The sequence below is a fragment of the Inhella gelatinilytica genome, assembly GCF_016093295.1.
In the GTDB taxonomy this organism is placed as follows: Bacteria; Pseudomonadota; Gammaproteobacteria; order Burkholderiales; family Burkholderiaceae_C; genus Inhella; species Inhella gelatinilytica.
This window is the reverse complement of the sequence record NZ_JAEDAL010000001.1, coordinates 936976-961904: the sequence shown is the minus strand read 5'-3', so window position 1 is coordinate 961904 and position 24929 is coordinate 936976. Positions and strand designations below refer to the sequence as shown.

The following is a 24929-nucleotide window of genomic DNA, read 5'->3' as shown; positions in this document are numbered from 1 at the left end:
GCGGCCTTCGCCCCCTCAACTGCCGCTGGGCATGGACAGCCGCTTCACGGCGGACACAAAACGCTGCAACGTGGGCGAGAGCACGCCGGGCGCCAAACGGATGTCCAAGAGCTGGAAGCGGCCGCGGGTGGCGTGCGCCAGCGCCAGTGCCGCCTGCAGTTCGCCGCAGGTGCGCACCACGTGGCCGTCGCCGCCCATGCCGGCGGCCATGCCGGCGTAGTCCCACTCGCCCAGGTCGTTGAACTTGCCCTCGGGCATGAAGGTGCGCAGCATCTCCCAGCTGGCGTTGTTGAACACCAGCACGATGGGGTCCAGGCCGAAGCGGCGCGCATTGCCCAGCTCCCACCCGGTCATCTGAAACGCCCCGTCGCCCACGAGCACGATGGGGCGCTGTCCCGTCGCGGCTTGCAGGCCCAGTCCGGCCGGTACGCCGTAGCCCATGGTGGCGTAGTAGCCCGGCGCCAGCAGCGGCGTGCGCTCCACATCCATGGCGGTGAACAAGCAGTCGCCCATGTCCGACGCCAACGGAATCGCGCCGTGCAGGCGCATCAATTGGTTCAACGCCGCAGCGATGTCGTGCGGCTTCACCGGGTCCTGGGGCGCGCCCAGCGTCTCGGGCACGGCGGGCGGTGCCGGCGGCGGGTTGACCCGGCGCTCGGCCTGACGCGGCAGGCGGTCCAGCAACGCCTCCACCAAGGCCGCCAAAGGCAGCTCCGGATAGACGGCATGGCCCATGTGAACGGCGCCGTCGTAGGCATGAATGGCACGCCGGAAGTCAATGCGCTGCCCCGACACCGCAAAGTTGGTGTCGCTGACGATGGCACCCAACAGTAAGAGGGCATCGGAGTCTTCCACCCGCGCCGACAGCGCGGGGTCGCCGGCCAAGCCCAAGTAGGTCCCCGCCAGCGGCACGTCTTCTTCGACCAGCAGACCGCGGCTCATGAAGGTGGTGACGACCGGCAGGGCCAAGCGCCGCGCCAGCTCGGCCACTTTTGCCTCCAGCCCATAGCGCCGCACCTCGACGCCCGGCACCAAAAGGGGGTCGCGTGCAGCGCGCAGACGGGCCAACAGTTCGTCTGCGCAGGCGGCCGCGCGGTCCGCATCCCAGGTCTGGGGCTGGAAGGCCGGCACCGGGCCACAGGGACGCGCCGGCATGTCGCGGGGGATCTCCAAATAGACCGGACGCTGATGGTGCAGCGCGGCGTCCAGCACGCGGGCCATCTCTTGCGGTGCGCGGGTCGGGTCATCCAGCCGCGCCTGGGCCACCGTCACCTCTTCAAACAAGCGCCACTGCGTGTCCAGGGTCTTGACCTGGTGGTGCAGCATCAAGCCGCTGCGGGCCTCGTGTGCCGCCGGGGCGCCGGAGAGCACCACGAGCGGGATGCGCTCGGCGAAGGCACAGGCCACCGGGTTCAGCAGGTTGATGGCCCCTGCGCCATAGGTCACCGCCGCCACCCCCAGGCCGCCCCGCGCGCGGGCGGCGGCATCGGCCGCAAAACCCACCGCCGGTTCGTGGGACAGGGTGATCAGCGGCAGGCCCCCGCTGCGTTCCATCTCGCGGAAGAAGGGCAGGGCAAAGTCGCCGGGAATGCCAAAGACTTCGGCGGCGCCGCGCGCCCGCAGGGCGGCCAGCAATTGGGTGGTGAGCGTGGGGTTCAAGGCGTCAGACATGGCGAGGCAAAGAAGAGGAGGAAGAAGCGGCGCGGGCGCGCCAAACGAGCAAACCGATGAACAGCACCAGGGCCAGCGCATGGCCCCAAGCCGCCACGGATCGGCCCCAGGGAATCGATAGCAAGTCGGCCGCAACCCGCCCCGCCACGCTCACATGCAGGACGATCACGGGCAGGTATTGCGCGGGGTGAAACGGCAGTTGAATGCGCAGCAGGGCGGGGCCGATGATGGGCGCGTGGCCCATGACCATCGCGAACACAAAGCCCAGCAACAGGGCGTGTAGCGCGGCATCGGTGCCTGGGGTCCCCAGGGGGAGACCGTGCGTCACCCCCCAGGCCCCGGCCAGCAGCAGCCACCCGTAGCCGCTGAGCAGACAGACCGCGATATAGCCCGTCAGGCCCCGCTGGCGCACCGTGTGGCGCGCCACATCGTGTCGCATCAACCACAGGGCCAGGCCCAGCCAAGCCCCGCCCAAGAAACGGTCTGACCCCGGCAGACCCCACGCCGCCCCCAGGGCGGCGCCAGCGTGCAGCCCCACCCACAGGGCAAAACTCAGGAGCGCACCAGGAGCCCGGGGGCGCAGGCGCGACAGCTCCAAGCGCTCGCCCGCGATGGTCAACACCAGAAAGCCCAGCCACAGCGGCAGCACGGCATTCAAAGCGGCGCCGGCCCAAAACAATCCGCAGCCCACGGCATGGCCGGCCGCGGCCAGCACCAGCACCCCGGCGTGGGGTTCGGGTTGGCGCCGCCACAACTGCAGCGTGGCCGCCAGCAGGATCGTGCTGGACAGCGCAAAACACAGCAGCGCCGGGCCGCCGCGGAGCAGCAGCACCCCACCCAACCCCGCCAAGAGCGGCGCGACATAGGCCCACCGCGAGCCCAGGGCGACCGCACGCTCCAGCGCGATCACCGTGCCGAAGAACGCCAGAATCATCCACAGCGCATGCTGTCCGGCCCCCTGCGCCACGGGGACCGGGGCCGGCAAGCCCAATCGCGCCCACCCGCTCAAGACCCCCAGCAGCAAACTGAGAAGTCCCAGGGCCAGAACGGGCAGCCGGCGCCACGCCAGGCCGGGCGCCATCCGGGCGCGGGCCGCCCCGACCGCCGGCCGACCGCTCATGGCTGGGCGGCGGGCCAGCCCAGTTGCACCCGGGCCAAGACACTCATGCGCTCGGGCGACCACGCGGGTTCCCAGACCAAGGCCACTTCCGCCGGGGGTTCCTCCGGCAGCGCCGCATCCAGGGCCGCCAGGGCTTGGTCAGCAATCAACTCCCCCATGGGGCACGCCGCGCTGGTGAGCGTGAGCCGCAGCAGCAGGCCCTCGGGCCGCCAGTCCAGACCCACCACCAGGCCCAAATCCACGATGTTGACCCCCACCTCGGGGTCCACGACCTGACGCAAGGCACTCAGCGCCCGCGCGTCGCGCGGGTCGCCAGTCTCAGCAGAACGCTCAGAGGGCGGCAAGCCGCGCCCCCTGGCACTGGCACGTGCAGCCCGCGCACCCGGCCTCACCCGGGGTCTTGACGATGCGAGCCCGCCAGAGCCCCGGGCCGCTTTCGAGCTCTTTCCAAGCGAAGCAGGTGGGGCGGGTGGCGTCAAACAGTTCCCGCAGCGATTCGAGTTCGCGGCTGTCCGTCAACTCCAGGGCGCGGCCCAGCGGCATGCCGTCAAAGGCGGCAAATAGGGGCCGGTGGCGGTGCGCCAGCGGGGCTTCGCGCAGGTCCATCAAGTCGGCTTTCATGGGTCCTCCGGGCACGGCGGAACAAAACGCGCAGGCTACGCGCGTTTTCTGCGGTCCGCTTTGCACGAAGTCAAACAGGCGGCGTGACGGGCCCCCGCAGGTGGGGCCACAGGGGGCCGATGGCGTCCAAGGTGTTCTTGAGGATCAAGCCGTACTCGGTATCGCCTTCCATCACCAGCGCCCGCTCGAAAAACAGGCGGTCGGCGTCGTCCTCGCCACGCAGCAAACGCCACAGGGCGTCGGCCCGCGCCCGCAAGCGCAGCGTGGGCGACTCCCCGTCGCCCACCGGGTGGAAACCCCGCGCCCCGAGGCGCAAGCGCACGCGCAGGCCCAGCTCCAGGACCTCCACTTCCACCACCCGGTCGGCCAGTTCTCGACGCTGCCCGCTGTCCAGTCGCGGCAGCAGCCAGCGGTCCAGCGCCCGGGCGGCCAGCCAGGACGGGGGCTGCGGGGGCAGGCGGCGCACCCGGGCGCGCCACACGTCGGGCAGGGCCGGCAGGTTCAAAGGCCCGCGAGGGTTCATGCGACCACCTCCATCAAGCCGGCTTCGTGCCGGGCAAATCCATCCACCAAGGCTCCAGGCAAGGACAGCCCATGCAAGGCCTGCAGCACCGGCCCCGGCGCCGCCCCCTGGTTGAACACCGCGTCAAAGTGACGCACCACGGTGTCAAAGTGCGCCGAGCAGGGCGAGAGCCGCAGCGATTGCACACCGGCGCGGTGCAACAGGGGACCGTGCGTCACCAAACATTGCAGGCTCGCGCTTTGGGTTTGAATGCCATTGAGCGCCAAAAACGGCTGACCCTCGCTGGTCTTGAGCAGCAAGCCATCCGGGTCTTGCAGGCAGCGGAATTCGCACTCATCCTTGTTCAGCCGGTGGTGGCGCGCAGTGAAGCAGCGGGCAGAAAACGCCAGCGGCAATCGACCGAAAGCAAAGACCTCGGTGCGGATCGGCCCGTCAATGCCCAGCACCGGATCGGCCGGCGGGTTGATGGTGGCCACCGCCTCCACCGACAGCTCCACGGGGGCCACCCACTCGCCAGCCCCCAGCGCCGCATGCTCTTGGAGCGCCAGGCGGTTGTAGATGTTGATGTGCGGGCCCAAAACAAAGGCAGGGCGACTGGGCGCCGCCGCAGCCGCCTGGGCCAGCAAGCGCAAGGCCGACGCATCGCCGGCTTCGACGGCGAATTCGTCTTGTTCGCACAAGCGACGCACGCTGCGCAGTTCCGCCTCGCTCATGACCAAGGCTTGGGTCGCCAGCACCACGCGCTTGCCCGCAGCCTGCAGGTCGCGCGCCAGGGCCATCCAGTCTTCGTACTTGAACTCGTTGCGGCGCGAGCACACGGCCTCCCCGAGCACCACGGTGTGGGCCGGGCCCTCGGCCACCTGGGCGTAGAAGTCCATCAAGGCCGCACGCGGCCACCAATACAGCAGGGGGCCAATGGTGAGATTCATCGTCATCTCCAGGGGCGGTCGTACGCGCCCAGCGTGTGCTGCTGGCCTTCGGCCCAGCGCGCCAGCTCCTGGCCCCAGGCGGGCTGCACGCTGTAGCGCCCCTGGCCTTGATCAGCGGCCCAGGCGCTGTCGATGGCGGCACGCCACACTTTGGTCACTTCGGCGACATAGGCGGGGCTTCGTTGTCGCCCTTCGATCTTGATGGCGTCGATGCCCAGCTCCATGAGCTGCGGCACCAGCGCCAGCGTGTTCAAGCTGGTGGGCTCTTCTAGCGCGTAGTCGCGCGGCGTGCCGTCCAGGTCAAACCGCCCTTTGCACAGCGTGGGGTAGGCGCGCGGCTCATCCGGCGCGTAGCGGTCGATCAGCACGCCGTTCAGGCGCGCCTCCACGCCCGTGGGGCGTTCCTCCCAGCGAACGGCCGAGGGCGGCGAGCACACACCCGCCGTGTTGGGCGACTGGCCGGTGGCGTAGCTGGAGAGCGCGCAGCGTCCCTCGACCATCACGCACAGGCTGCCAAAGCCGAACACCTCGATCGGCACCGAGGTGTTCCGAATCACATGCTGCACCTGCTGCAGGGTCAGCACCCGGGGCAACACCGCACGCTGAATGCCGTAGCGCTCGCGGTAGTACTCGATGGCCTCGTAGGTCGTGGCCGAGGCCTGCACGGACAGGTGCAGGCGCAGGCCCGGGTGGTGGTCGCGCGCGTAAGCCAGCACCGCGCTATCCGCCACGATCAGCGCATCCGCCCCCAGCCGCGCCGCCCGGTCGACCGCGCGCTTCCACGGGCTCACGTCCGCCGCGTTGGCGTAGGTGTTGAGCGCCATCAGCACCTGACGCCCCCTGGCATGGGCGTAGCGAACGCCCTCCGCCACCTGGGCGTCGTCGAAGTTCAAGCCCGCGAAGTTGCGCGCGTTGGTGGCGTCCTTGAGGCCCAGATAAACCGCATCGGCCCCAGCATCAATGGCCTGTTGCAGGGCCCGAAGGGACCCCGCCGGACAGACCAGATGCGGCTTGCGGCGCTCGGCGTCACCCACCGCGGCAAGTGCAGACCCCGCAGCACCCCTCGGTGTTGGTCTCACCCGGGCCCAGCTTCACGCGGGTGATGCGGATCTGCCAGCGCTCCGGGCCGGCCTCCACCACCTGCCAATCGAACTGGCCGGGCCGTTTTTGCAGGAACTGTCCCAGCAAGGGCTTGGGCTCGTGATCGTTCACCAAGTCCACGTGACCGCCCTCGGGCAGCGCGTCGAAGGCCGAGAAGATCAAAGGATGGCGATGAACCGGGGGAATGGTGCGAACGTCGATGGCGCTCATGGCAAAAAATCTCCAAGGGTTCGCGAAGCGTAGGCAACACCGCCTCACCTGTCCTTGAACGGGTTCAAGTCTGGGCAAGCCCTGCCCCGCCCACCCCCGCAGGCCCGGGATACTGCGGCGCCATGAACACCGCGACCGAACGCCCCAGCCTGCGCGCCTTGCACCCCGGCAACTTCGCCTTTGTCATGGCCTCCGGTATCTTGGCCTTGGGGTTCAACGGCCTGGGATTTGGCCGCTTGGGCGCGGCCCTGGGCGTCATTGCGGTCGCCGCTTGGGCCGTGCTGCTGGGTCTCAGCGCCTTGCGGCTGGCTCGCCACGCCGCCGCGGTCAAGATTGACCTGCTCAACCCGCGCATGGTGTTCAGCTACTTCACCCTGGTGGCGGCCACCAACATCGTGGGCTTGTTGCTGCACAGCCAAGGCCAAATGCAGGCCGCAATCGCTTGTTGGGTCGTGGCGTTTTTGGCCTGGGCCTCGCTGCTCTATTTGGCCTTCAGTGTGCTGACCATCCTCACGCACGAGCACAACGTCAACATCGTCCACGGCGGCTGGCTGATCGCCATCGTGGGCACGCAGTCCCTGGTGCTGTTGGGTTCGCGCATTGCGCCGGAACTCGGTCCCTTGGCCGGTGCCATGCGGGTGGAGGTGCACATGCTGTGGGGCCTGGGCCTGGCGCTGTACGGCATTTTTGTGACCCTCTTTTGCTACCGCATCTTCTTCCTCACCCTGCGGCCCGAAGACATCTCGCCGCTGCTGTGGGTGGTGATGGGGGCAGCCGCCATTGCCGCCAATGCCGGCACCTCGCTGATCACCGACGACACCGGCATCGCCTTCCTGACCGCCCAGCGCCCCTTCATCGAAGGGGTGACGCTGATGATCTGGACCTGGGCCACCTGGTGGATCCCCATGCTCGCCATCTTCAGCCTGTGGAAGCACGGCGTGCGCAAGCTGCCACTGCGCTACGAACCGGTGCTGTGGAGTGCGGTCTTCCCGCTGGGCATGTACGCCGTGGCCAGCGCCCGCTTGGGTCTGGCCGCCGACTTCCCGCCGCTGCATTGGATCGCCCAGGGCGTGATTTGGGTCGCCTTCCTGGCCTGGTGCGGGGCGGGGGTCGGCCTGTTGAACCGCATGCGCCGCGCCCTGCTGGGTTGATCGAACCCGCGTTCAGCCGGGCTTAGCCGGGCCGTCCGTCGGCCCGGGGTCGCCCAAGCCAGTTGCCGTAGCGCAGCGCCCACGCGCCGCACGCCAGCGCCCAGCCGGTCACCGCCAGCAGCAGCAAGGGGCTGGCCGCCGCCGGCCACAGCACGGCCATCACGCGGGCCAGCACCGCGGCTTGCAGCAGCACATAGAGGCTCCAGGCCAGGGCATCCACCGCCAGCGGCCGACCGCTGTGGCCGCTGGCCACGCGCGTGATCATGGCAATGAGCGTGCAGCCCAAATAGCCCATGGTCAAGGCATGCAGGGGCGCGAGGCCCAGGCCGTCCCAGCCGCTGAGTCGCAGCAGGTGACTGACGCCCATCAACAACAGGGCCGCGCCAAACCACACAAACCCGCCGTGCAGCATGGCCAGCAAGCGCAAGCTGGGGCCCCGCAGGCTGTCCACCAAGCCCCAGCGCACGGCCAGCCACAGCAACATCCCACCGGCAGGCAGTTGCACCAAGGCCTGCGCCCCCTGCAGGACCGCCGGCAGGGGCCCCCACAGGGCTTCCGCCACTTCGCCCAAACCCGTTACCGCCAGGGCTCCCACCATCAGACCGAGCAGCCAGTTGGGACGCCAGGCCTCCAAGTGGTTCAGCACCGCGGAAGTGAAGAACGGAATCATGCGGTGCGAGACGATGGCAAACACCGGCGCCAGAAACCCCCACAAGGCCAGATGAATGGCCGCCCGCACCAGGGCGCTGTTGTCCTGCAGCAGACCGAAGGCCGCCAACGCCAGCGCCAGCACCCCATAGACCGAGGCGCCCCCGACGCACTGGGCATGCAGGCGATCGGGTACGCGGCTCATGCGGACCAGACGCAAGAAGTCCCGCGTGATCCACGCCCAGCCGAGGCCCACCACGGCCACGCCCAGGGCCGCCAGGGCCGCGTGGGCATGGAACCCCAGCAGCGCCAAGGCCCAGCCGCCCTCGAGCATCACGACCGGACGCAGCAGGCTGCGCGCGTCCACCTCCCCCAAGCCCAGCCAGCGGGGCCCTGCGGTGAACAAAAAACCAACGATGAAGAGCGGCATGAAGCTCAGGGACAGCAGCAGCCCGTGCGCCAAACCCGGCTGCACCGCCCAAGGCAGGGCTTGCCCCGCTTCACGCGCCACCAGCACCCCGAGCCACCACAGGGCGCTGAGCGCCAACCACAGCGCGGCGCTGAAAAACCCCAGCCGGTGCGGCGCGCTGAGCAAGCGCGAGAGGCGCCACGCGCCCGAAGAAGGGTCGGGGGGCGGGGCAGCGGGGCGCAGCGGAATCGTGGCCATGGAGTCCTCGCGTCAATCAGGCGGCCGGCGCCGTACCGAGCGCAACCCCCGGGGTCAGGAGCCGCTCCATCAACTGGCGCACGCTGGCAATGTGCTCGCCAAAAGGCATGCCGCCCCGCCCGCGGAAAAAGAGCCCCTTGTCCGCGTCCCCGCGCAGGGCAGCCGCCAAGCGCTGGTCGATGCAGAACTGACCCCATCCCTTGAGCCCATCGCGCAGCCCGCACTGCTGCAAGCAATCGAACGCCAGGGTGCAGCGGCTCTTGAGCTGGGCGACGGCTTGCAAGCGGGGTTCAGCCTTCAAGTACTTGGCCAACCACGGCGTCAAGACCGCGCGCGCCGGCAAGCCCGCCACCGAGGTGATCTCCACCAGATCTTCTTCACGCGCACCGGCCAGCACCCGTTTGAATTCGGGGTGCGCGTCGCACTCGTCGGTGGCGACAAAGGCCGTACCCAACTGCGCCGCATCGGCGCCCAGGGCTTGCACACGCTGGATGTCTTCGCAGCGGCGAATGCCGCCCGCGGCGATCAAGGGCACTTGCCCCTCCACACCGGCCTCCCGCAAGAGCTGGCGCACCGCCGGCAGCACGGTCTCGAACTCAAAGCGCGGGTCGTCCAGGTCGGCGATCTTGGCCGCCCCCAAGTGGCCGGCGGCGTGGCGCGGATGCTCGATGACGATGGCATCGGGCAGGCGTTGCTGACGCTCCCATTTCTTCATCACCAGGGACACGCCCCGGGCGTCGCTCAGGATGGGGATCAGCGCCGTCTGGGGGTGGTCTTTGGCCAGCGTGGGCAGGTCCAGCGGCAGGCCGGCGCCCACCACCACGGCGTCAATGCCCTGTTCCAACGCCGTCTTGACCGAGGCCGCGTAGTCGGTCACGGCCCGCATGATGTTGACAGCCAGCAAGCCCATGCCGTCGGCCAGCCGGCGGGCCGCTTGAATCTCCCGCGCCAAGGCCTCTTGGTTGGCGGCTTGGATCGCGTCTTTCTTCTCTTGCGTGTCGGGCAAGCCTTCGCTGCGCGCCATCAGGTCGGGGTGGTGGCGGCGCAGGTCCACCGACGACAAAGTGCCCACGCCGCCGTGGGCCGCCACCGTGCCGGCCAAGCGGTGCGCCGACACGCCCACCCCCATGCCCCCCTGAACAATGGGCAACAACTGCCGCCCCGCCAGCGTCAGAGTACGCAAGCCGGCGCGGGCACGGGCAAATTCCAGGGAATCAAGTGGGTTCATGGGCATCTCGGTTGTGCGAGCGGCGAGCGTAGGGGGCAACGCCCGCGCTGTCCTTGACGCAATGCAAGACAAGGCGCGCGCAAGATTCGGGCCACCTCAGAGCCCATCGTCGCTGGGATCCCAAAAAGAGACAAAAACTCCACACGTGCCTCCTTCCGAATGGGGGCCACACCCTTCAAACCGCCGCCTCTTGACTCAAGTCAATTTTTTTACCCCCCCCCTCAGACTCACTTCTCCTTTTTCGCGCAAGTGGGTGGCTGCGATGGGTTTTTCTGCGTGGTTGAGTCGGCTTTCCCTGCGAGCAAAGTTTGCCGTCATTGCTCTTATTTCTGCGCCGCTGGCGCTGATTCCGACAGGCCGGATCCTGCAACAGGACTGGGCTCAGTATCAGAGCGCTCAAAGAGCCGATGATTCGATTGCCCCCTCCAGCAGTTTGCTGGAGTGGATTCGCCTCACCCAGCAGCATCGCGGCCTGTCGTCCGCCTTTTTGCAAGGCCAAAGCAGTGCAGCAGAAGCTCGAGGCAGCCGTGAAGCCGCCACGACGGCTGCGGCCGAAAAAGTGCTTCGATTGGCTGAGACACTGGACGCCACCGACCTGGGCAAAGCAACACGCGCCTTGCAGACGGATTGGAAAGATCTAGCCAAAGCGGTGGCCAGCCAACAAATCGACAGCAAGCAGAGCTTTGCTCGGCACAGCGCCTTGGTGAAAGGGCAGTTGGATCTGTTGGCACAGGTCGCTCGTTACAGCGGCGTCGCGACCGACCCCCGTCCCGTGGTTCAAGGGTTGCAGTCAGCGGCACTCGATGAGCTGCCGCGAGTGGCTGAAACTCTGGGGCAGCTTCGGGCTCAGGGCACGGCGGCGTTGAGCCGCGGCGCCGTCACCCCCGAGGAGAAGGGGCGTTTTGAGCTGCAGTTAACACTGTTAAGGGAGGTTAAAGAGCGTGCCGTCCGGTCCGTGGAGCAAGCCCGCCGGTTGGGTGGAAATGCACTCAAGGACCTGGGAGGTCCGCTTGAAAAGTCGAGCGCAGCCGCCGGATCGGCCCTCCAACTCGGTCAAGAGCAACTCGTCGCTAGCGCTGCAGAGCCCCTATCTGGGCCTGCTTTCTTTGACCAAATCACGCGCCACATCGATCCGCAGTACCAGCTCATCGACGTCACGCTCAAGAGCCTCAGCGAACAGCTCCACACACAAGCCCAGCAGGCTCAGCAGCGTTTTCTGGCGTTTTTGACGGGTCTGTTGGTTCTGGGCGCACTGGCAAGTTGGATCATGTGGGAAGTTTCCCGCCGAACGAGCCAGGCGCTGGGCTCGGCAGTGCAATTCGCCCAGGGCGTTGCCGCAGGAGACCTCAGTCAGCGGGTATCTGTTCAATCGCAAGATGAAGTCGGTCAGCTGCTGTTGGCGCTCAACCAGATGAGCGAACAGCTGGGTACCTTGGTCTCCGGGGTGCGCCAGAACGCCGACAGCGTGGCTACCGCGGCAGTTCAGATTGCACAGGGCAATCAGGACCTGTCTAACCGGACAGAGCAGCAAGCCAGTGCCCTGGAGCAAACAGCTGCCTCGATGGAGCAACTGGGCGCAACCGTGCGCCAGAACGCAGACCACGCCAAGAGTGCGAACACTTTGGCGCGCAATGCCACCGAGATTGCCGCGCGAAGCGGCGCCGTGATGGTGGAGGTCGTTCAAACCATGCAAGGCATCAACGAAAGTTCGCGCCGCATCGCGGACATCATCAGCGTCATCGATGGCATTGCGTTTCAAACCAATATCCTGGCACTGAACGCAGCGGTCGAAGCCGCCCGTGCCGGCGAGCAGGGGCGGGGATTCGCCGTGGTGGCCAGCGAAGTCCGGTCACTTGCACAACGCAGTGCCGAAGCGGCCAAAGAGATCAAAAGCTTGATCGGAAGCAGCGGCGCTCGCGTGGAGCAGGGTGCGGAACTCGTGTCCCGAGCCGGCGCCACGGTGGACCAAGTGGTGCAGTCCATCGTTCAGTTGTCCGACTTGATGGGGCAAATCAGCACGGCCACTCAGGAACAAAGCAGTGGCGTCCAGCAGGTTGGGCAAGCGGTGTCCGAGCTGGATCGCACCACGCAGCAAAACGCAGCCCTGGTTGAAGAGTCCGCTGCCGCTGCCGAGAGTCTTCAACAGCAAGCCCAGCAAATGGCTTCCGCGGTTTCGGTCTTTCAGGTACGCACTGACTGCTCCGCCGGTGAAGTAGCGTAGTCAATCACCTGTCGACGCAGCAGCGGCACGGATGGACCGATGGATCCATACTTCGCAAACGAGCCTGCCGGCGCACGCCACCTCCGTGCGCCTTCGCTTGCTGGTGCACCCGTGAGGCAAGGAGCTCCCGATGTCTTTCTTTGAATGGACACCCGACATGGAAATTGATGGCGGCGCAATCGATGACGATCATCGTCAACTCATTGCGTTGATCAATCAGCTGCACGAACACACGGTGGCAGGCCGGGGGCATGTGGTGGTGGGCCAAGTTCTGGAGAAACTGATTCGGTACACCCAAGAGCATTTCCAGCGTGAGGAGGCGGTGATGGCCACCGTGGATTACCCCTTGACGGCCGAGCACCACCACCAGCACGAACGGTTCGCCGATCGCATGCAGGAATTGCATCACCTGCACGCCTCCCACTCACTGGCCGTGTCCTCAATGCTCTCACTGGCGTGTCGCGATTGGCTGTCCTTGCACATTCGCCGCTCGGATCGGGATTTGGCCCAACACATTCAAGCGATCCGAAACCGCTCGGGTGACCCACGGTGAGCGGAAGCAAACCGGCTCGTTTCGAATGGGCGCTGCGAATAGGGATTCGCGGCGTCCAGGTTCTGTCGCTGCTCATCGGCGCATGCGCCGGCGCGCTGGCCGAGCCCGCACTCCGCGTGGGGGTGCTCGCAGTAGGGAGTCCGACGGAAGAAGGGGCCAAGTGGCAACCCTTGCTCACGCACCTCGCCAAGTCTCTCGCCGCCCCCGTTGAATTAACTGCATCAACCCATCAAGGGCTCAATGAGAAGCTGGCTGAGGGGGAGATTGATGTGCTCATTTCCCACCCGGGGCATGGCATTGAATTGCTCGAAAGCCGGGAGGCAATCGGCCCGATCGCAACGCGCCTCACGCGATGGGGGGGGAAACAGCGACTCCAATGCCATGAGCACGTTCGGTGGTGTGGTCTTTTCTCTTGAAGGACCCCATGCACCAACCTCGCTTGCCGACCTGAGCAAGTACGTCGTCGCCACCCCGGACACCCAGTGGCTGGGGGCCTACCAAATGCAGGCCTACGAGATGCTCGTTCAGGGGCTACAGCCCCCCGATGGCCGTGGCGTTCTGCGTGTCGGAGGGAATCAGCGTGATGTGGTGTATGCCGTACTCGACGGACGGGCTGCCGTGGGATTTGTTCGCACCGGATTGCTTGAGGAAATGGCGGCGCTGAAGCTGGTCGATCTCCAGAAGATCCGCATACTCAACGCCAAGACATGGCGAGGCTTTCATTTGCATGTTTCCACGACGCTATATCCGGAGTGACCGGTCTTGCTACACCCCAGCGTTTCAGCCGAGCGCGGGCGCCAGATCGCGACTGCGCTGTTGACCTTTACCCATGACGGCGATGCGGCGGTAACGGGGTTCACCATCCCAGCCGACTACCGAAGCGTTGCCACCGTATTGAAGGCCAACAACGCACCGCCGTTCGAAAACAAAGGCCAAGCCCTCCTGGCTGAAATTTGGCGGACCCACCAGGCGGGTGTCATCGGCGGGATATCCGCACTGGTACTGCTAATGACCGCAGGCGCCGTACTGGCATGGGAGCACCGGCGTCTGCGCCGCAGTTTTCAACGGCTCGGCATGCTGGCCAATGCTTCGCGCGACGCCGTCATCAGCTTGGATAGCCGGGGGGCCATCAAACTGTGGGGGCGAACCGCCGACAGGCTTTTCGGGCTACGCATGCGCCGGGGGGCGCGCTTCATTCAAGAGGCATTTCCGGACAACACCCACCCCACCCTTCTCAAACTACTTCGGCGCACCCTGGAGGAGCAAACGGCCGGGACTGAACAGCGATGCGAATCCCAGGCACTGGACGCCCAAGGACAGGCGTTCCCGGTGGAAGTGGTCCTGAAGCTGGTTCAGCCCAATGCCAAGGGACCGCAAACGGCGGCGCTGGCCTTTGTTCGCGACCTCAGACCCGAGCTCACGCAACTGCTGCGAACTCGCTTGATGACGAGTGTGTTCACCCATGCACGCGAGGGGATCACGATTACCGACCCCAAGGGAAACATCTTGGATGTCAACCCTGCATTTACAAGCATTACGGGATACGAACGCAGTGAAGTGCTGGGCCGAAACCCACGCGTTCTTCAGTCGGGGCGGCAGTCCGCTGAGTTCTTTCAAAACCTGTGGAACACCCTGCTCTCCGATGGACAGTGGAGCGGCGAAATTTGGAATCGACGCAAGTCCGGCGAGATTTACCCGGAAATTCTGAGCATCAGTGCTGTCCGAGACGAGCACGAAGAGCTGCACCATTTCGTTGCGGTTTTTACTGACATCACCGAACTCAAGCGTCACCAGCAACGGCTGGAGCAAGTCGCTCACTTTGACGCCCTCACCGGGTTGCCCAACCGGGCTTTGCTATCCGACAGGTTGAGCCAAGCCACGGCCCATGCCCACCGACAGGTTCGAACGCTTGGCGTGGATTTCGCGCTTGACGACTTTGGGACCGGCTATTCGTCCTTGGCTTACCTGAAGCATCTTCCGATTGGTACGCTCAAAATCGACCAGTCCTTTGTCCGCGGCATGGCGCACAGCGCGGGCGACCGGGCAATCGTTGAGGCGGTCATTAGCCTTGCCAAAGTCTTCGATCGAAGAGTGATTGCCGAGGGCGTGGAGAACGCGCACTTGGCGCAACTGCTAGTTGAACTGGGTTGCGAACTGGGCCAGGGCTATGCTTTTTCTAAGCCCATTCCTGCTGAGCAGATTCCCGGGTGGATCGCAGCTTTCGAGAACGCTGCCGCGCGAACTTAGGGGCAACGGGATCTGGACTTCGGTCCTTGACGTGCGTCAAGGCCAGCCCCGCCCTGATTAGAAAGAATCGTTTCCCCTCGCCAATTGGCCCGCACATGAGCCGCCTTCAACCCGCCACCGGCCGCGAGCACCGACTGCCCGACGGCCTGACCTTGGTCAGCGTGACCGACCTCAAGGGGCGGATCACCTACGCCAATCGCGCGTTCATCGAAGTCAGCGGGTACAGCGAGGCGGAATTGCTCGGCCAGCCCCACAACATCGTGCGACACCCGGACATGCCTGCCGCAGCGTTCAAAGATTTGTGGGACACGCTGCAAGCGGGCCGCCCCTGGACCGCCCCCGTCAAAAATCGACGCAAGAACGGGGACCACTACTGGGTGTTGGCCAATGCGACCCCCATGCGCGACGGTCCCCACATCACCGGCTACCTGTCCGTGCGGGTGGCCGCGCCCCGGGACATGATTGAGGCCGCTGAGGCCGGTTTCACCGCGCTGAAGGGGCCGAACCCCAGCCTGGTGCTGCGGGAGGGGCGCTTCTTCCGCAGCGGGTGGCCGGGCCGCCTACAAGCTTTGTGGCAGCACCGACCCGGGCGACACAGCTGGATTGCGGGGCTGGCGTTGGTGGGGTCCGGTGCCTCTGCCGCCACCCTGCTGCCCAGTCCGTGGGCCCTGCCGGCGGCCGGGGCCCTGGCACTGGCGGGGGCCTTGAGCATGGAGTGGTTGCTGGCCCGGCGCCTGCAAGACTTGGTTCACGATGCCCGCCGGTTGGGGGCGGGCGATCTGGCCCATGACGTGGGCCTGGCCTCGCACGGGCCTCTGCGCGATTTGCAGTTGGCCCTGCGCCAGGTGGGGTTGAATTTGCGCAGCGTCGTCTGGGACGCGCGGCAGGACATTGACGGTCTGCGCCAAGCCATGAAAGAGATCGGCGCCGGCAGCCTCGATCTGTCGGAGCGCACCGAGCGGCAGGCCGGGCACCTTCAGCAGACTGCCTCGGCCATGGAGGAAATTCACGCCACGGTGAGCCAGAGTGCCGACTCCGCCCGGGACGGCAGCGCGCGTGCGCGGGACACCGCCACCGTGGCCCAGCACAGCCACCGCGCGGTAACGGCCCTGACCCAGGGCATGAGCGACATTCAAGCGGCCACCGAACGCATCGCCCACATCATTCAAGTCGTGGAAGGCGTCGCCTTCCAGACCAATCTGCTGGCCCTGAATGCTGCGGTCGAAGCCGCGCGCGCCGGCGAGTCCGGCCGGGGCTTTGCCGTGGTCGCCGCCGAAGTCCGCACACTGGCCGGCCGGGCCGCCGATGCCGCCAAGCAGGTGCGCGACGTCATTCAAGCCTCGCGCGCCCTGGTCGATCAGGGCAGCCAGCATGGGCGCGAAGCCCAACAGCGCATGGACGACGCCCTGACTGCCGTTCGCGCCATGGACGAGGCGCTGCAATCCATTGCCGCCTCCGCTCAAGAGCAAGGCGCGGGCATCCGTCAGGTCAACGAATCGGTCACCGAGCTGGATGGGGTCACCCAACAGAACGTGGCGCTGGTGGAGCAGCTGAGCGCCGCCACCCAGGCCATGCTGGAGCGCGTGGAACAGGTCAGCATCGCCACCCGTTTGTTCCGCCTGCGCCCTGGGGAGCAAACCCTCAGTCAGCTGGATGCCGTGAGTTTGCGGCGAACAACGCGCTCAAACTAGCGGCCCATCGCGGCGCACGGTTACAGGCTGGGCACGCCGCTGGCGTCGAAGGCGTCGTCGGGCAAATCAAAGCGGTACGGCCCCGTACCGGCGTTCACGGCCTTGGAGGCGGGCACAAAGCCGCCAGTCTCCACATCAAAGACATGGACCTCCCCGTCCTCGATGACGTAGTGCCAGCCGTGCAGCGTCATCTGCCCGGCCTCCACGCGGCGGCGCACCATGGGGTAGTCCATCAGGCGTTCAAGTTGCAGCACGATGGCCCGCTGCTCGGTGCGGCGCAGCACGTCCGGGCCGGGCTCGGCCACGGGCAACGCCGCTTCACGACCGAGCTCCAACCACGCCTTGAGGTTTTGGGCTTCGTCCGGCGCGCCACCATAGAGAGCCCGAATGGCCCCGCAGTGCGTGTGCCCGCACACGATGATGCGTTTGACCTGCAGGTTCAGCACCGCAAACTCGATCGCCGCCGCCGTGCCGTGAAAGCCTTGGCTTTGATCGGACGGCGGCACAAAGGCCCCGACATTGCGCACCAAAAAGAGCTCGCCCGGTCCGGCCCCCGTCAACAGATAGGGAACCAGACGCGAGTCGGAGCAGCCGATGAACAACGTCAGCGGATGCTGGCCGTCCTCCACCAAGTGTCGAAACAGCGAACGCTGGGCCGGGAAGGCCTGGTCTTGGAATCGGCGCAAGCGCTCCAGCAGTTCGTCCGGCATGGCAGTCTCGGGTGACAGAGCCCTGAACCTTACTGCACCAGGGGCGTTTCGGCCGTGTCCAGCGGAACGCCCACGAGGTCGGCTTCGGACGCCAAACGCATCAGCGTGTGGCGCAGGGCGGTCGTGAAGGTTTGCTGGCGCAAACGCTGCTGCACCGCGGAACGCACCTGCTCGAACAGCGGCTGCGTGCCGGGCTTTCGGGCCAGCACTTCAACGACATGCAGGCCAAAGCGGCTGTGCACCAGGCGGGGCAACACGCCCACCTCGGGATGGCCAAAAATTTCCTTGGCAAATTCAGGAGCACAGTCCTCAGCGCGCAGCTCACCGAGCTGGCCGCCATGCTGCCCGCTGGGGCAGTTGGACCACTGGCCGGCAGCCTCGGCAAAGGCTTCAGGCCGGTCGGCCGCCCGCAGTTGCAGCAGCATGCGCTCGGCATGCTGGCGCAACAGGCTCACGTCCACTCCCTCGGTAACGGCAAAGAGGATGTGACGCAGGCTGACCTGCTCGCCCTCGCCGAATTGGGCCGCGTTGGCCGCGTGGTAGCGGCGGCAGGCAGCGTCGTCCGGTTCGGGCAGGGCGAGGTGGCGGTCCAGCCAGGTTTCAATGGCCTGGCTGGCCGCTTCGCTGAGCACCCCGTCCGGCGTGGGCTGGTCTTCGGCCCCCAAAAGCCCATCGCGTTGCGCGGCTTGGCGCAGCAGTTCGGTGTGGGCGCGCTGACGCAGGGTGTCGGCGTCCAGCTGTTCATCGGGGGTGGCGATGGCAACGCCGTTGACGGTCGGGGCATTCATCGATCAATCCTAGGGCTCTCGTTACGAATCGTCACAGCCGCCTATTCCCCCAAGCGGACACCGCGGAACCGGCTTGGCCGGGCCGCTGGTGTCGCCCCCTGGGGGGAGGCGGCGCAGCCGCTTCGGGGGGGGGCTTATCGCTGGGGCAAGTTCATGCGACGCGAACGCACCACTTGGTAGGGGCGCAGCACGTAGCCAATGGAAGCCAGACCGCTCCACACGTGCACCAAACGGCTGAAGGGGAACAAGAAGAAGATGGTCATGCCCAGCACCATGTGCACCTTGTAGGTCCAGTGCAGGTTCACCAGCCCGGCCGCATCCGGGTTGAAGGTGACGATGCGCTGCGCCCAGTCGGACAGTTGCAACATGACGGAGCCATCGGCGTGGGACATCGACGCCGGCAGGGTCAAGAGACCCAGGCTCAACTGCACCCACAGGATCAGCAGAATCGCCAGATCCGTGCGGTGGCTGGTCAGGCGGATGCGCGGGTCGCTCATGCGACGCACGATCAAACCGGTCAAGCCGATGAAGCAGATCACGCCGGCAATGCCGCCGGCCACCATCGCCAGCATTTGCTTGTTGGCCGGGCTGATGAAGTGCTCATACAGCGCGTGCGGGGTCAGCATGCCCACGGTGTGACCCATGAACAAGAACAAGATGCCCGCATGGAACATGTTGCTGGCCCAGCCCAGGCTCCCTTTGCGCAACATCTGGGAGGAGTCGCTCTTCCAGGTGTACTGGTCGCGGTCAAAGCGCGCCAAGCTGCCCATCAGGAAGACCGAGAGGCAGATGTAGGGATAGACGACGAAGAGAAAGTTATGAAGGCTCATGCTCGTGCTCCTTCGCCCGCCTTGCGGCGGTGGATTTGAATGGGTTGCGGGCCAGTCTGGCCCTTGCTGTTGCAGCCACCAAAGGGCTCGGGCTCCTGCCAGGCCTCGTCCATGGCCGGCTCGGGCGCGAGGGCCACCGCTTCCGTGGCTTCCCCGGCAAGGTCCAGCACCGCGGCCAGCACGCTGGCGTAGGGGCTTCGACGCTCCACCAGGGCCGTGTGAATGGCCTTGAGGATGTGCGAGAGCTCACCGAGGAAGGCGCGGGCTGCTTCGGGCGGCTGGGTGCTGGCGTACTCCAGCACCACGGGCAGGTGGTCGGGCAGTTCGCCCGGGTCCATCATGAGCCCGGCTTCTTCGTAGGTCTTGATGAGGTCCACCATGGCCTGACCGCGGTCGCGCGAATCGCCGTGCACGTGCTCGAACAGGTAGAGCGCCGTGCGGCGCCCGCGGTCGAACTGCTCGACGAACTCGGCCTCCACCTTGAGCGGGTCGGCGCTCAGCAGGTGATCGATGAGGGCATCAATCTCCCGCAGGCGCGCCGCGCCCAGCGCCGCTTCGGCGCGCAGGGCCGCTTGGAGCTCGGGCAACAGGTCACGCACCGCCTGATCGGGGTAGCGCACCAGCCGCGCGAGGACGCGCAGGCTGTGCACCATTTTGGAAGGCAGCGCCATGATCAGACCCCCACCTTGATGGGGATGGTGCGCTTCTTCTCCGAGCCAAACAGGCTGGTCTCGGTCACACCCTCGGAGCAGCCGTTGCCGAAGCTGAAGCCGCAGCCGCCGCGCACGTTGAACGCGTTCTCAGCGTACTCACGGTGCGTGGTGGGGATGACGAAGCGGTCCTCGTAGTTGGCGATGGCCATGATCTTGTACATGTCCTGCACCTGCGCCTCGGTGATGCCGACTTGCGTCAGCACCGCCGCGTTGCGCTGACCGTCCACGTGCACGCCGCGCTGGTAGGCGCGCATGGCGAGCATGCGTTCCAGGGCGCGCGTCACCGGGGCGGTGTCGCCGGCGGTCAGCAGGTTGGCCAGGTATTGCACCGGGATGCGCAGCTGGTTCACGTCGGGGATCTCACCGTTCTGACCCAGGTGCCCGGCGTTGGCGGCCGAGGTGATGGGCGAGAGCGGCGGGATGTACCAGACCATGGGCAGCGTGCGGTACTCGGGGTGCAGCGGCAGCGCGACCTTCCAGTCCACGGCCATCTTGTAGACGGGGCTGTTCTTGGCCGACTCGAGCCAGTTGTCGGGGATGCCGTCCTTGCGGGCCTGCTCGATCACCTTCGGGTCGTTCGGGTCCAGGAAGATGTCCAACTGGGCGCGGTACAGATCCTTGTCATTGGCGACGCTGGCCGCTTCTTGGATGCGGTCCGCGTCATACAGCAACACACCCAGGTAGCGGATACGGCCCACGCAGGTTTCCGAGCAGACCGTGGGCTGACCGGCTTCGATGCGGGGGTAGCAGAAGATGCACTTCTCAGCCTTGCCGCTCTTCCAGTTGTAATAAATCTTCTTGTACGGGCAGCCCGAGACGCACATGCGCCAGCCGCGGCACTTGTCCTGGTCGATCAGGACGATGCCGTCTTCCTCGCGCTTGTAGATCGAGCCCGAGGGGCACGAGGCCACGCACGCCGGGTTCAGGCAGTGCTCGCACAGGCGCGGCAGGTACATCATGAAGGTGTTTTCGAACTCGCCGTACATCTGCTTCTGGATGTGGTCGAAGTTCTTGTCCTTGCTGCGCTTGTGGAACTCGCCGCCGAGAATTTCTTCCCAGTTCGGACCCCACTCGATCTTCTCCATGCGCTGGCCGGTGATCAGCGAGCGAGGACGCGCCGTGGGCGAGGCCTTCATCTCGGGGGCCGAGTGCAGGTGGTCGTAGTCGAAGGTGAACGGCTCGTAGTAGTCGTCGATCTCCGGCAAGTTCGGGTTGGCGAAGATGCGCATCAGCAGCTTCCACTTGCCGCCTTGACGGGGCTCGATGGAACCATCGCTCTTGCGAATCCAACCGCCGTTCCACTTGTCTTGGTTCTCCCACTCCTTGGGATAGCCAATGCCGGGCTTGGTTTCGACGTTGTTGAACCAGGCGTACTCCACGCCGGGACGGCTGGTCCAGACGTTTTTGCAGGTGACCGAACAGGTGTGGCAGCCGATGCACTTGTCCAGGTTCAGCACCATGCCGATTTGGGCGCGAACTTTCATGTGTTTCTCCTCGCGTCGTGATCAGGGGTTCTCGCCTTGCGCTTGGTAGGCAGGCGCGAGGTGGTCGTCCGTGGGTGTGTCCAGCCAGTCCACGTTCTTCATCTTGCGCACGATGACGAATTCGTCGCGGTTGGTACCGATCGTGCCGTAGTAATTGAAGCCGTAGCTGTACTGGGCGTAGCCGCCGATCATGTGGGTGGGTTTGAGCACCACGCGCGTGACCGAGTTGTGGATGCCACCGCGGATGCCGGTGATCTCGCTGCCCGGGGCATTGATGATCTTTTCCTGCGCGTGGTACATCAGGGTCATGCCCGGGTTCACGCGCTGGCTCACCACCGCACGGGCCGCAATGGCGCCGTTGACGTTGAACAGCTCGACCCAGTCGTTGTCCTCGATGCCGGCCGACTTGGCGTCGTCCTCGCTCAGCCAGATCACGGGGCCACCGCGGTTCAGCGTCAACATCATCAGGTTGTCGCTGTACGTGCTGTGGATGCCCCACTTCTGGTGCGGCGTGATGAAGTTGAGCTGGATTTCCTTGTTGCCGTTGGGCTTGACGCCCAGCATTTCGCTGGTGGCCTTCAAGTCCACCGGCGGGCGATAGCTGCTGAAGCCCTCGCCGAAGGCCACCATCCAGGGGTGATCCTGGTAGAACTGCTGGCGGCCGGTCAAGGTACGCCATGGGATCAGCTCGTGCACGTTGGTGTAGCCGGCGTTGTAGGAGACCTTCTCGCTCTCGAGGCCCGACCAGGTCGGCGAGCTGATGATCTTGCGCGGCTGGGCCTGCACGTCGCGGTAACGGATCTTCTCGTCCTCGCGGTGCAGGGCCAGGTGCTCGTGGTCGCGACCGGTGTACTTGCTCAGCGCGTCCCAGGCCTTGACGGCCACGTGGCCGTTGGTTTCCGGCGCCAGTTGCAGGATCACTTCGCAGGCGTCGATGTCGCTCACGATGCGCGGGCGGCCTTCGCCGTCCACACCGTTCAACTCACCCAGCTGCGCGACTTCGGTCTTGGTGTCCCAGCCGATGCCCTTGCCGCCGTTGCCCAGCTTGTCCATCAGGGGGCCGAGCGAGGTGAAGCGCTTGTAGGTGTCGGGGTAATGGCGCTCGACCACGGTCATGGTCGGGGCGGTTTTGCCCGGGATGAGGTCGATCTGACCCTTCTTCCATTCCTGCACACCGAAAGGCTGGGCCAACTCGGCCGGGGTGTCGTGCATCAGCGGGTTCAGCACGATTTCCTTTTCCACGCCCAGGTGGCCGACGCAGACCTCGCTGAAGGCCTTGGCCAGACCCTTGTAGATCTCCCAGTCGGAGCGCGACTGGAACACCGGGTCCACGGCCGCCGACAGCGGGTGGATGAAGGGGTGCATGTCACTGGTGTTGAGGTCGTTCTTCTCGTACCAGCTGGCGGTGGGCAACACGATGTCCGAGTAGAGCGCCGTGGTGCTCATGCGGAAGTCCAGCGTCACCAAAAGATCCAGCTTGCCTTCGGGCGCTTTGTCGTGCCACTGCACTTCCAGCGGCTTGGCGTCGTCAGTCCCCAAGTCCTTGCCCTGCACGCCGTTGCTGGTGCCCAGCAAGTGCTTGCAGAAGTATTCGTGACCCTTGCCGCTGGAGCCCAGCAGGTTGGAGCGCCAGACGAACATGTTGCGCGGCCAGTTGTCCGGATGGTCCGGGTCCTCGCAGCTCATGGTCAGGCTGCCGTCCTTCAGGCCCTTGACGACATAGTCCTTGGGATCCATGCCGGCCTTGGCGGCGTCCTTGACGATTTGCAGCGGATTGGTCTTGAGCTGCGGGGCGCTGGGCAACCAGCCCATGCGCTCGGCGCGCACGTTCTGATCGATCATGCTGCCGCTGAATTCCTGGCGTTGGGCCTGGGTCGCCAAGGGCGACAGCACCTCGTCCACGCCCAGCTTTTCGTAGCGCCACTGGTCGGTGTGGGCGTAGAAGAAGCTGGTGCTGTTTTGCTGGCGCGGCGGGCGGCTCCAGTCGAGCGCGAAGGCGAGTGCCGTCCAGCCGGTCTGCGGACGCAGCTTTTCCTGGCCCACATAGTGGGCCCAGCCGCCACCGCTCTGGCCGATACAGCCGCACATCATCAAGAGGTTGATCACACCGCGGTAGTTCATGTCGCAGTGGTACCAGTGGTTCATGGCGGCGCCGATGATGATCATCGAGCGGCCCTGGGTCTTGTCCGCGTTGTCGGCGAACTGACGCGCCACGGTGATGACTTGATCACGCGGCACGCCGGTGATCTTTTCTTGCCAGGCCGGGGTGTAGGCCGCGTCGTCGTCGTAGCTCTTGGCGCCCGAACCCAGGCCGCGGTTGATGCCGTACTGCGCGACCTGCAGGTCGAACACGGTGGCGACGAGCACGTCCTTGCCGCCCAGGTGCATGCGGCTGGCCGGCACGCGCTGCACGTTGGCGTCGCCGTTTTGCTGGTTGGACTTGAAGTGCGGGTGCTCGGTACCGGCGAAGTAGGGGAAGGCCACGTCCACGACCTCATGGGCCTGCGCGCCGTCCTCGATGATCGACAGCTTGAGCTTGACGTCGCCGTCGCCCTGGGCTTCCTTGGACTCCAGGTTCCACTTGCCCTTGTCGTCGCGGCCGTCGGCGCCCCAGCGGAAGCCGATCGAGCCATTGGGCAGCACCACGCGGCCGCTGGTGTCAAAGGCGACCGTCTTCCACTCGGGGTTGTTGGCCTGGTCCAGCTTGTTGTCGAAATCGCTGGCGCGCACATAGCGCTGGGGTGCCAGCACCTTGCGGCCGTCGGCCAGGGTCTGCTCTTCGAGCATCACCAGCAGCGGCATGTCGGTGTAACGGCGCGCGTAGTCGTCAAAGTAGGCCGAACGCTGCTTGAAGTAGAACTCGTTCAGCGCCACGTGACCCATGGCCATCGCCAAGGCGGCGTCCGTGCCTTGCTTGGGGTGCAGCCAGAGGTCGGCCAGCTTGGCGACTTCGGAGTAATCAGGCGTGACCGCCACGGTCTTGGCGCCCTTGTAGCGCACCTCGGTGAAGAAGTGGGCATCCGGCGTGCGGGTTTGGGGCACGTTGGAGCCCCAGGCAATGATGTAGTTGGAGTTGTACCAATCGGCCGATTCCGGCACGTCGGTCTGCTCACCCCAGATCTGCGGGCTGCTCGGGGGCAAGTCGCAGTACCAGTCGTAGAAGCTCATGCAGACGCCACCGATCAGACTCAGGTAGCGGCTGCCGGCGGCGTAGGACACCATGGACATGGCAGGGATCGGCGAGAAGCCAATCACGCGGTCCGGGCCGTGCTTCTTGATCGTGTAGACGTTGGCCGCAGCGATCAGCTGGTTCACTTCGTCCCAGGTCGAGCGCACAAAGCCACCCATGCCGCGCACCTGCTGGTAGTCGCGGCGTGCGGCGGGGTCGTCTTGGATCAGGGACCAGGCATCGACCGGGCTCTTGGCCACGGCCAGGGCTTCGCGCCAGCGCTTGAGCAGGCGGCCGCGCACCATCGGGTACTTCACGCGGTTGGCGCTGTACAGGTACCAGCTGTAGCTGGCCCCGCGCTGGCAGCCGCGCGGTTCGTGGTTGGGCAGGTCCGGGCGCGTGCGCGGGTAGTCGGTCTGCTGGGTTTCCCAGGTGACGATGCCGCCCTTGACGTAGATCTTCCACGAGCAGGAGCCCGTGCAGTTCACACCGTGGGTCGAACGCACGATCTTGTCGTGCGCCCAACGGTTGCGGTAAGCGTCTTCCCAAGTCCGGTCCTCACCGGTGGTGACGCCATGGCCATTGGCGAAGCCTTCTTTGGGCAGCGCAAAGGCCGTGAGGCGGTCAAGGAAATGCGACATGGAGTCTCTCCTG

At 65.9% G+C, this 24929-nt stretch carries 23 protein-coding genes; 7 read left to right on the top strand and 16 right to left on the bottom strand.

All coding sequences use genetic code 11. The features are described from left to right. Positions 1–15 precede the first annotated feature (15 nt). From ipdC to I7X43_RS04395, 8 genes are all read right to left on the bottom strand, one after another. Positions 16–1671, bottom strand: a complete 1656-nt coding sequence (gene ipdC / locus I7X43_RS04430; protein ID WP_198099668.1) for an indolepyruvate/phenylpyruvate decarboxylase — start codon at positions 1669–1671, stop codon at positions 16–18. Then, complete coding sequence (locus I7X43_RS04425) at positions 1664–2791, bottom strand: DUF8744 domain-containing protein (protein ID WP_198099667.1); 1128 nt, start codon at positions 2789–2791, stop codon at positions 1664–1666. The genes ipdC and I7X43_RS04425 overlap by 8 nt, the downstream gene beginning before the upstream one ends. Further along, positions 2788–3135, bottom strand: coding sequence for a metal-sulfur cluster assembly factor (locus I7X43_RS04420; protein WP_246480120.1), 348 nt, complete (start codon positions 3133–3135; stop codon positions 2788–2790). The genes I7X43_RS04425 and I7X43_RS04420 overlap by 4 nt, the downstream gene beginning before the upstream one ends. Continuing rightward, entirely contained in the window at positions 3122–3412 is a 291-nt protein-coding gene (locus tag I7X43_RS04415) for a DUF2249 domain-containing protein (protein ID WP_198099666.1), read from the bottom strand. The genes I7X43_RS04420 and I7X43_RS04415 overlap by 14 nt, the downstream gene beginning before the upstream one ends. A 70-nt stretch (positions 3413–3482) precedes the next feature. Then, a complete protein-coding gene (gene ubiT, locus I7X43_RS04410) occupies positions 3483–3935 on the bottom strand; it encodes a ubiquinone anaerobic biosynthesis accessory factor UbiT (RefSeq protein WP_198099665.1) in 453 nt (150 codons plus the stop codon). Beyond that, positions 3932–4864 (bottom strand): U32 family peptidase, encoded by a 933-nt coding sequence (locus I7X43_RS04405; RefSeq protein ID WP_246480119.1) that lies wholly within the window; start codon positions 4862–4864, stop codon positions 3932–3934. Before I7X43_RS04405 ends, ubiT begins: the two co-directional genes overlap by 4 nt. A 2-nt stretch (positions 4865–4866) precedes the next feature. Further along, positions 4867–5898, bottom strand: a complete 1032-nt coding sequence (ubiU, locus tag I7X43_RS04400) for a ubiquinone anaerobic biosynthesis protein UbiU (protein WP_310737516.1) — start codon at positions 5896–5898, stop codon at positions 4867–4869. Then, positions 5891–6175 carry a DUF2249 domain-containing protein gene (locus tag I7X43_RS04395; RefSeq protein ID WP_198099663.1) on the bottom strand — a complete coding sequence of 95 codons (285 nt, stop codon included), beginning with the start codon at positions 6173–6175 and terminating at the stop codon, positions 5891–5893. The genes ubiU and I7X43_RS04395 overlap by 8 nt, the downstream gene beginning before the upstream one ends. Before the next feature lie 122 nt (positions 6176–6297). On the opposite strand from I7X43_RS04395, the gene I7X43_RS04390 reads away from it, so the two are divergent. Beyond that, positions 6298–7326 (top strand): tellurite resistance/C4-dicarboxylate transporter family protein, encoded by a 1029-nt coding sequence (locus I7X43_RS04390; RefSeq protein WP_198099662.1) that lies wholly within the window; start codon positions 6298–6300, stop codon positions 7324–7326. A gap of 22 nt (positions 7327–7348) precedes the next feature. On the opposite strand, the gene I7X43_RS04385 is transcribed toward I7X43_RS04390, so the two are convergent. Further along, complete coding sequence (locus I7X43_RS04385; RefSeq protein ID WP_198099661.1) at positions 7349–8641, bottom strand: NnrS family protein; 1293 nt, start codon at positions 8639–8641, stop codon at positions 7349–7351. 16 nt (positions 8642–8657) lie between these two features. Beyond that, complete coding sequence (locus I7X43_RS04380; protein WP_375140379.1) at positions 8658–9869, bottom strand: NAD(P)H-dependent flavin oxidoreductase; 1212 nt, start codon at positions 9867–9869, stop codon at positions 8658–8660. 433 nt (positions 9870–10302) lie between these two features. Here I7X43_RS04380 and I7X43_RS16540 point away from each other — a divergent pair, with 433 nt between their 5' ends. From I7X43_RS16540 to I7X43_RS04350, 6 genes are all read left to right on the top strand, one after another. After that, the gene (locus tag I7X43_RS16540; protein WP_310737515.1) at positions 10303–12090 is read left to right on the top strand and encodes a methyl-accepting chemotaxis protein; all 1788 of its coding nucleotides are present in this window, start codon (positions 10303–10305) and stop codon (positions 12088–12090) included. Between the two features lie 130 nt (positions 12091–12220). Further along, positions 12221–12643 (top strand): bacteriohemerythrin, encoded by a 423-nt coding sequence (locus I7X43_RS04370; RefSeq protein WP_198099659.1) that lies wholly within the window; start codon positions 12221–12223, stop codon positions 12641–12643. Then, entirely contained in the window at positions 12640–13059 is a 420-nt protein-coding gene (locus I7X43_RS16610; RefSeq protein WP_198099658.1) for a PhnD/SsuA/transferrin family substrate-binding protein, read from the top strand. The genes I7X43_RS04370 and I7X43_RS16610 overlap by 4 nt, the downstream gene beginning before the upstream one ends. Continuing rightward, positions 13025–13399 (top strand): PhnD/SsuA/transferrin family substrate-binding protein, encoded by a 375-nt coding sequence (locus tag I7X43_RS16500; RefSeq protein WP_198099657.1) that lies wholly within the window; start codon positions 13025–13027, stop codon positions 13397–13399. Before I7X43_RS16610 ends, I7X43_RS16500 begins: the two co-directional genes overlap by 35 nt. Before the next feature lie 6 nt (positions 13400–13405). Further along, positions 13406–14890, top strand: a complete 1485-nt coding sequence (locus tag I7X43_RS04355; RefSeq protein WP_198099656.1) for a PAS domain-containing protein — start codon at positions 13406–13408, stop codon at positions 14888–14890. A 95-nt stretch (positions 14891–14985) separates the two neighbouring features. Beyond that, a complete protein-coding gene (locus I7X43_RS04350) occupies positions 14986–16581 on the top strand; it encodes a methyl-accepting chemotaxis protein (protein WP_198099655.1) in 1596 nt (531 codons plus the stop codon). 20 nt (positions 16582–16601) lie between these two features. Here the strand turns inward: I7X43_RS04350 and I7X43_RS04345 are convergent, their stop codons facing one another. The 6 genes from I7X43_RS04345 to I7X43_RS04320 form a co-directional block, all read right to left on the bottom strand. Continuing rightward, positions 16602–17291, bottom strand: a complete 690-nt coding sequence (locus tag I7X43_RS04345) for a carbonic anhydrase (RefSeq protein ID WP_198099654.1) — start codon at positions 17289–17291, stop codon at positions 16602–16604. Between the two features lie 29 nt (positions 17292–17320). After that, positions 17321–18079: a peptidylprolyl isomerase gene (locus I7X43_RS04340; RefSeq protein ID WP_198099653.1), complete on the bottom strand. Its 759-nt coding sequence runs from the start codon at positions 18077–18079 to the stop codon at positions 17321–17323. A 134-nt stretch (positions 18080–18213) separates the two neighbouring features. After that, positions 18214–18909, bottom strand: a complete 696-nt coding sequence (gene narI, locus I7X43_RS04335) for a respiratory nitrate reductase subunit gamma (protein WP_198099652.1) — start codon at positions 18907–18909, stop codon at positions 18214–18216. Then, entirely contained in the window at positions 18906–19580 is a 675-nt protein-coding gene (gene narJ, locus I7X43_RS04330) for a nitrate reductase molybdenum cofactor assembly chaperone (RefSeq protein ID WP_198099651.1), read from the bottom strand. Before narJ ends, narI begins: the two co-directional genes overlap by 4 nt. 2 nt (positions 19581–19582) lie before the next feature. Continuing rightward, on the bottom strand, positions 19583–21106 hold the full coding sequence (narH, locus tag I7X43_RS04325) for a nitrate reductase subunit beta (RefSeq protein WP_198099650.1): 1524 nt from the start codon (positions 21104–21106) through the stop codon (positions 19583–19585). Between the two features lie 21 nt (positions 21107–21127). Further along, positions 21128–24916 (bottom strand): nitrate reductase subunit alpha, encoded by a 3789-nt coding sequence (locus I7X43_RS04320; RefSeq protein WP_198099649.1) that lies wholly within the window; start codon positions 24914–24916, stop codon positions 21128–21130. Positions 24917–24929: the final 13 nt, after the last annotated feature.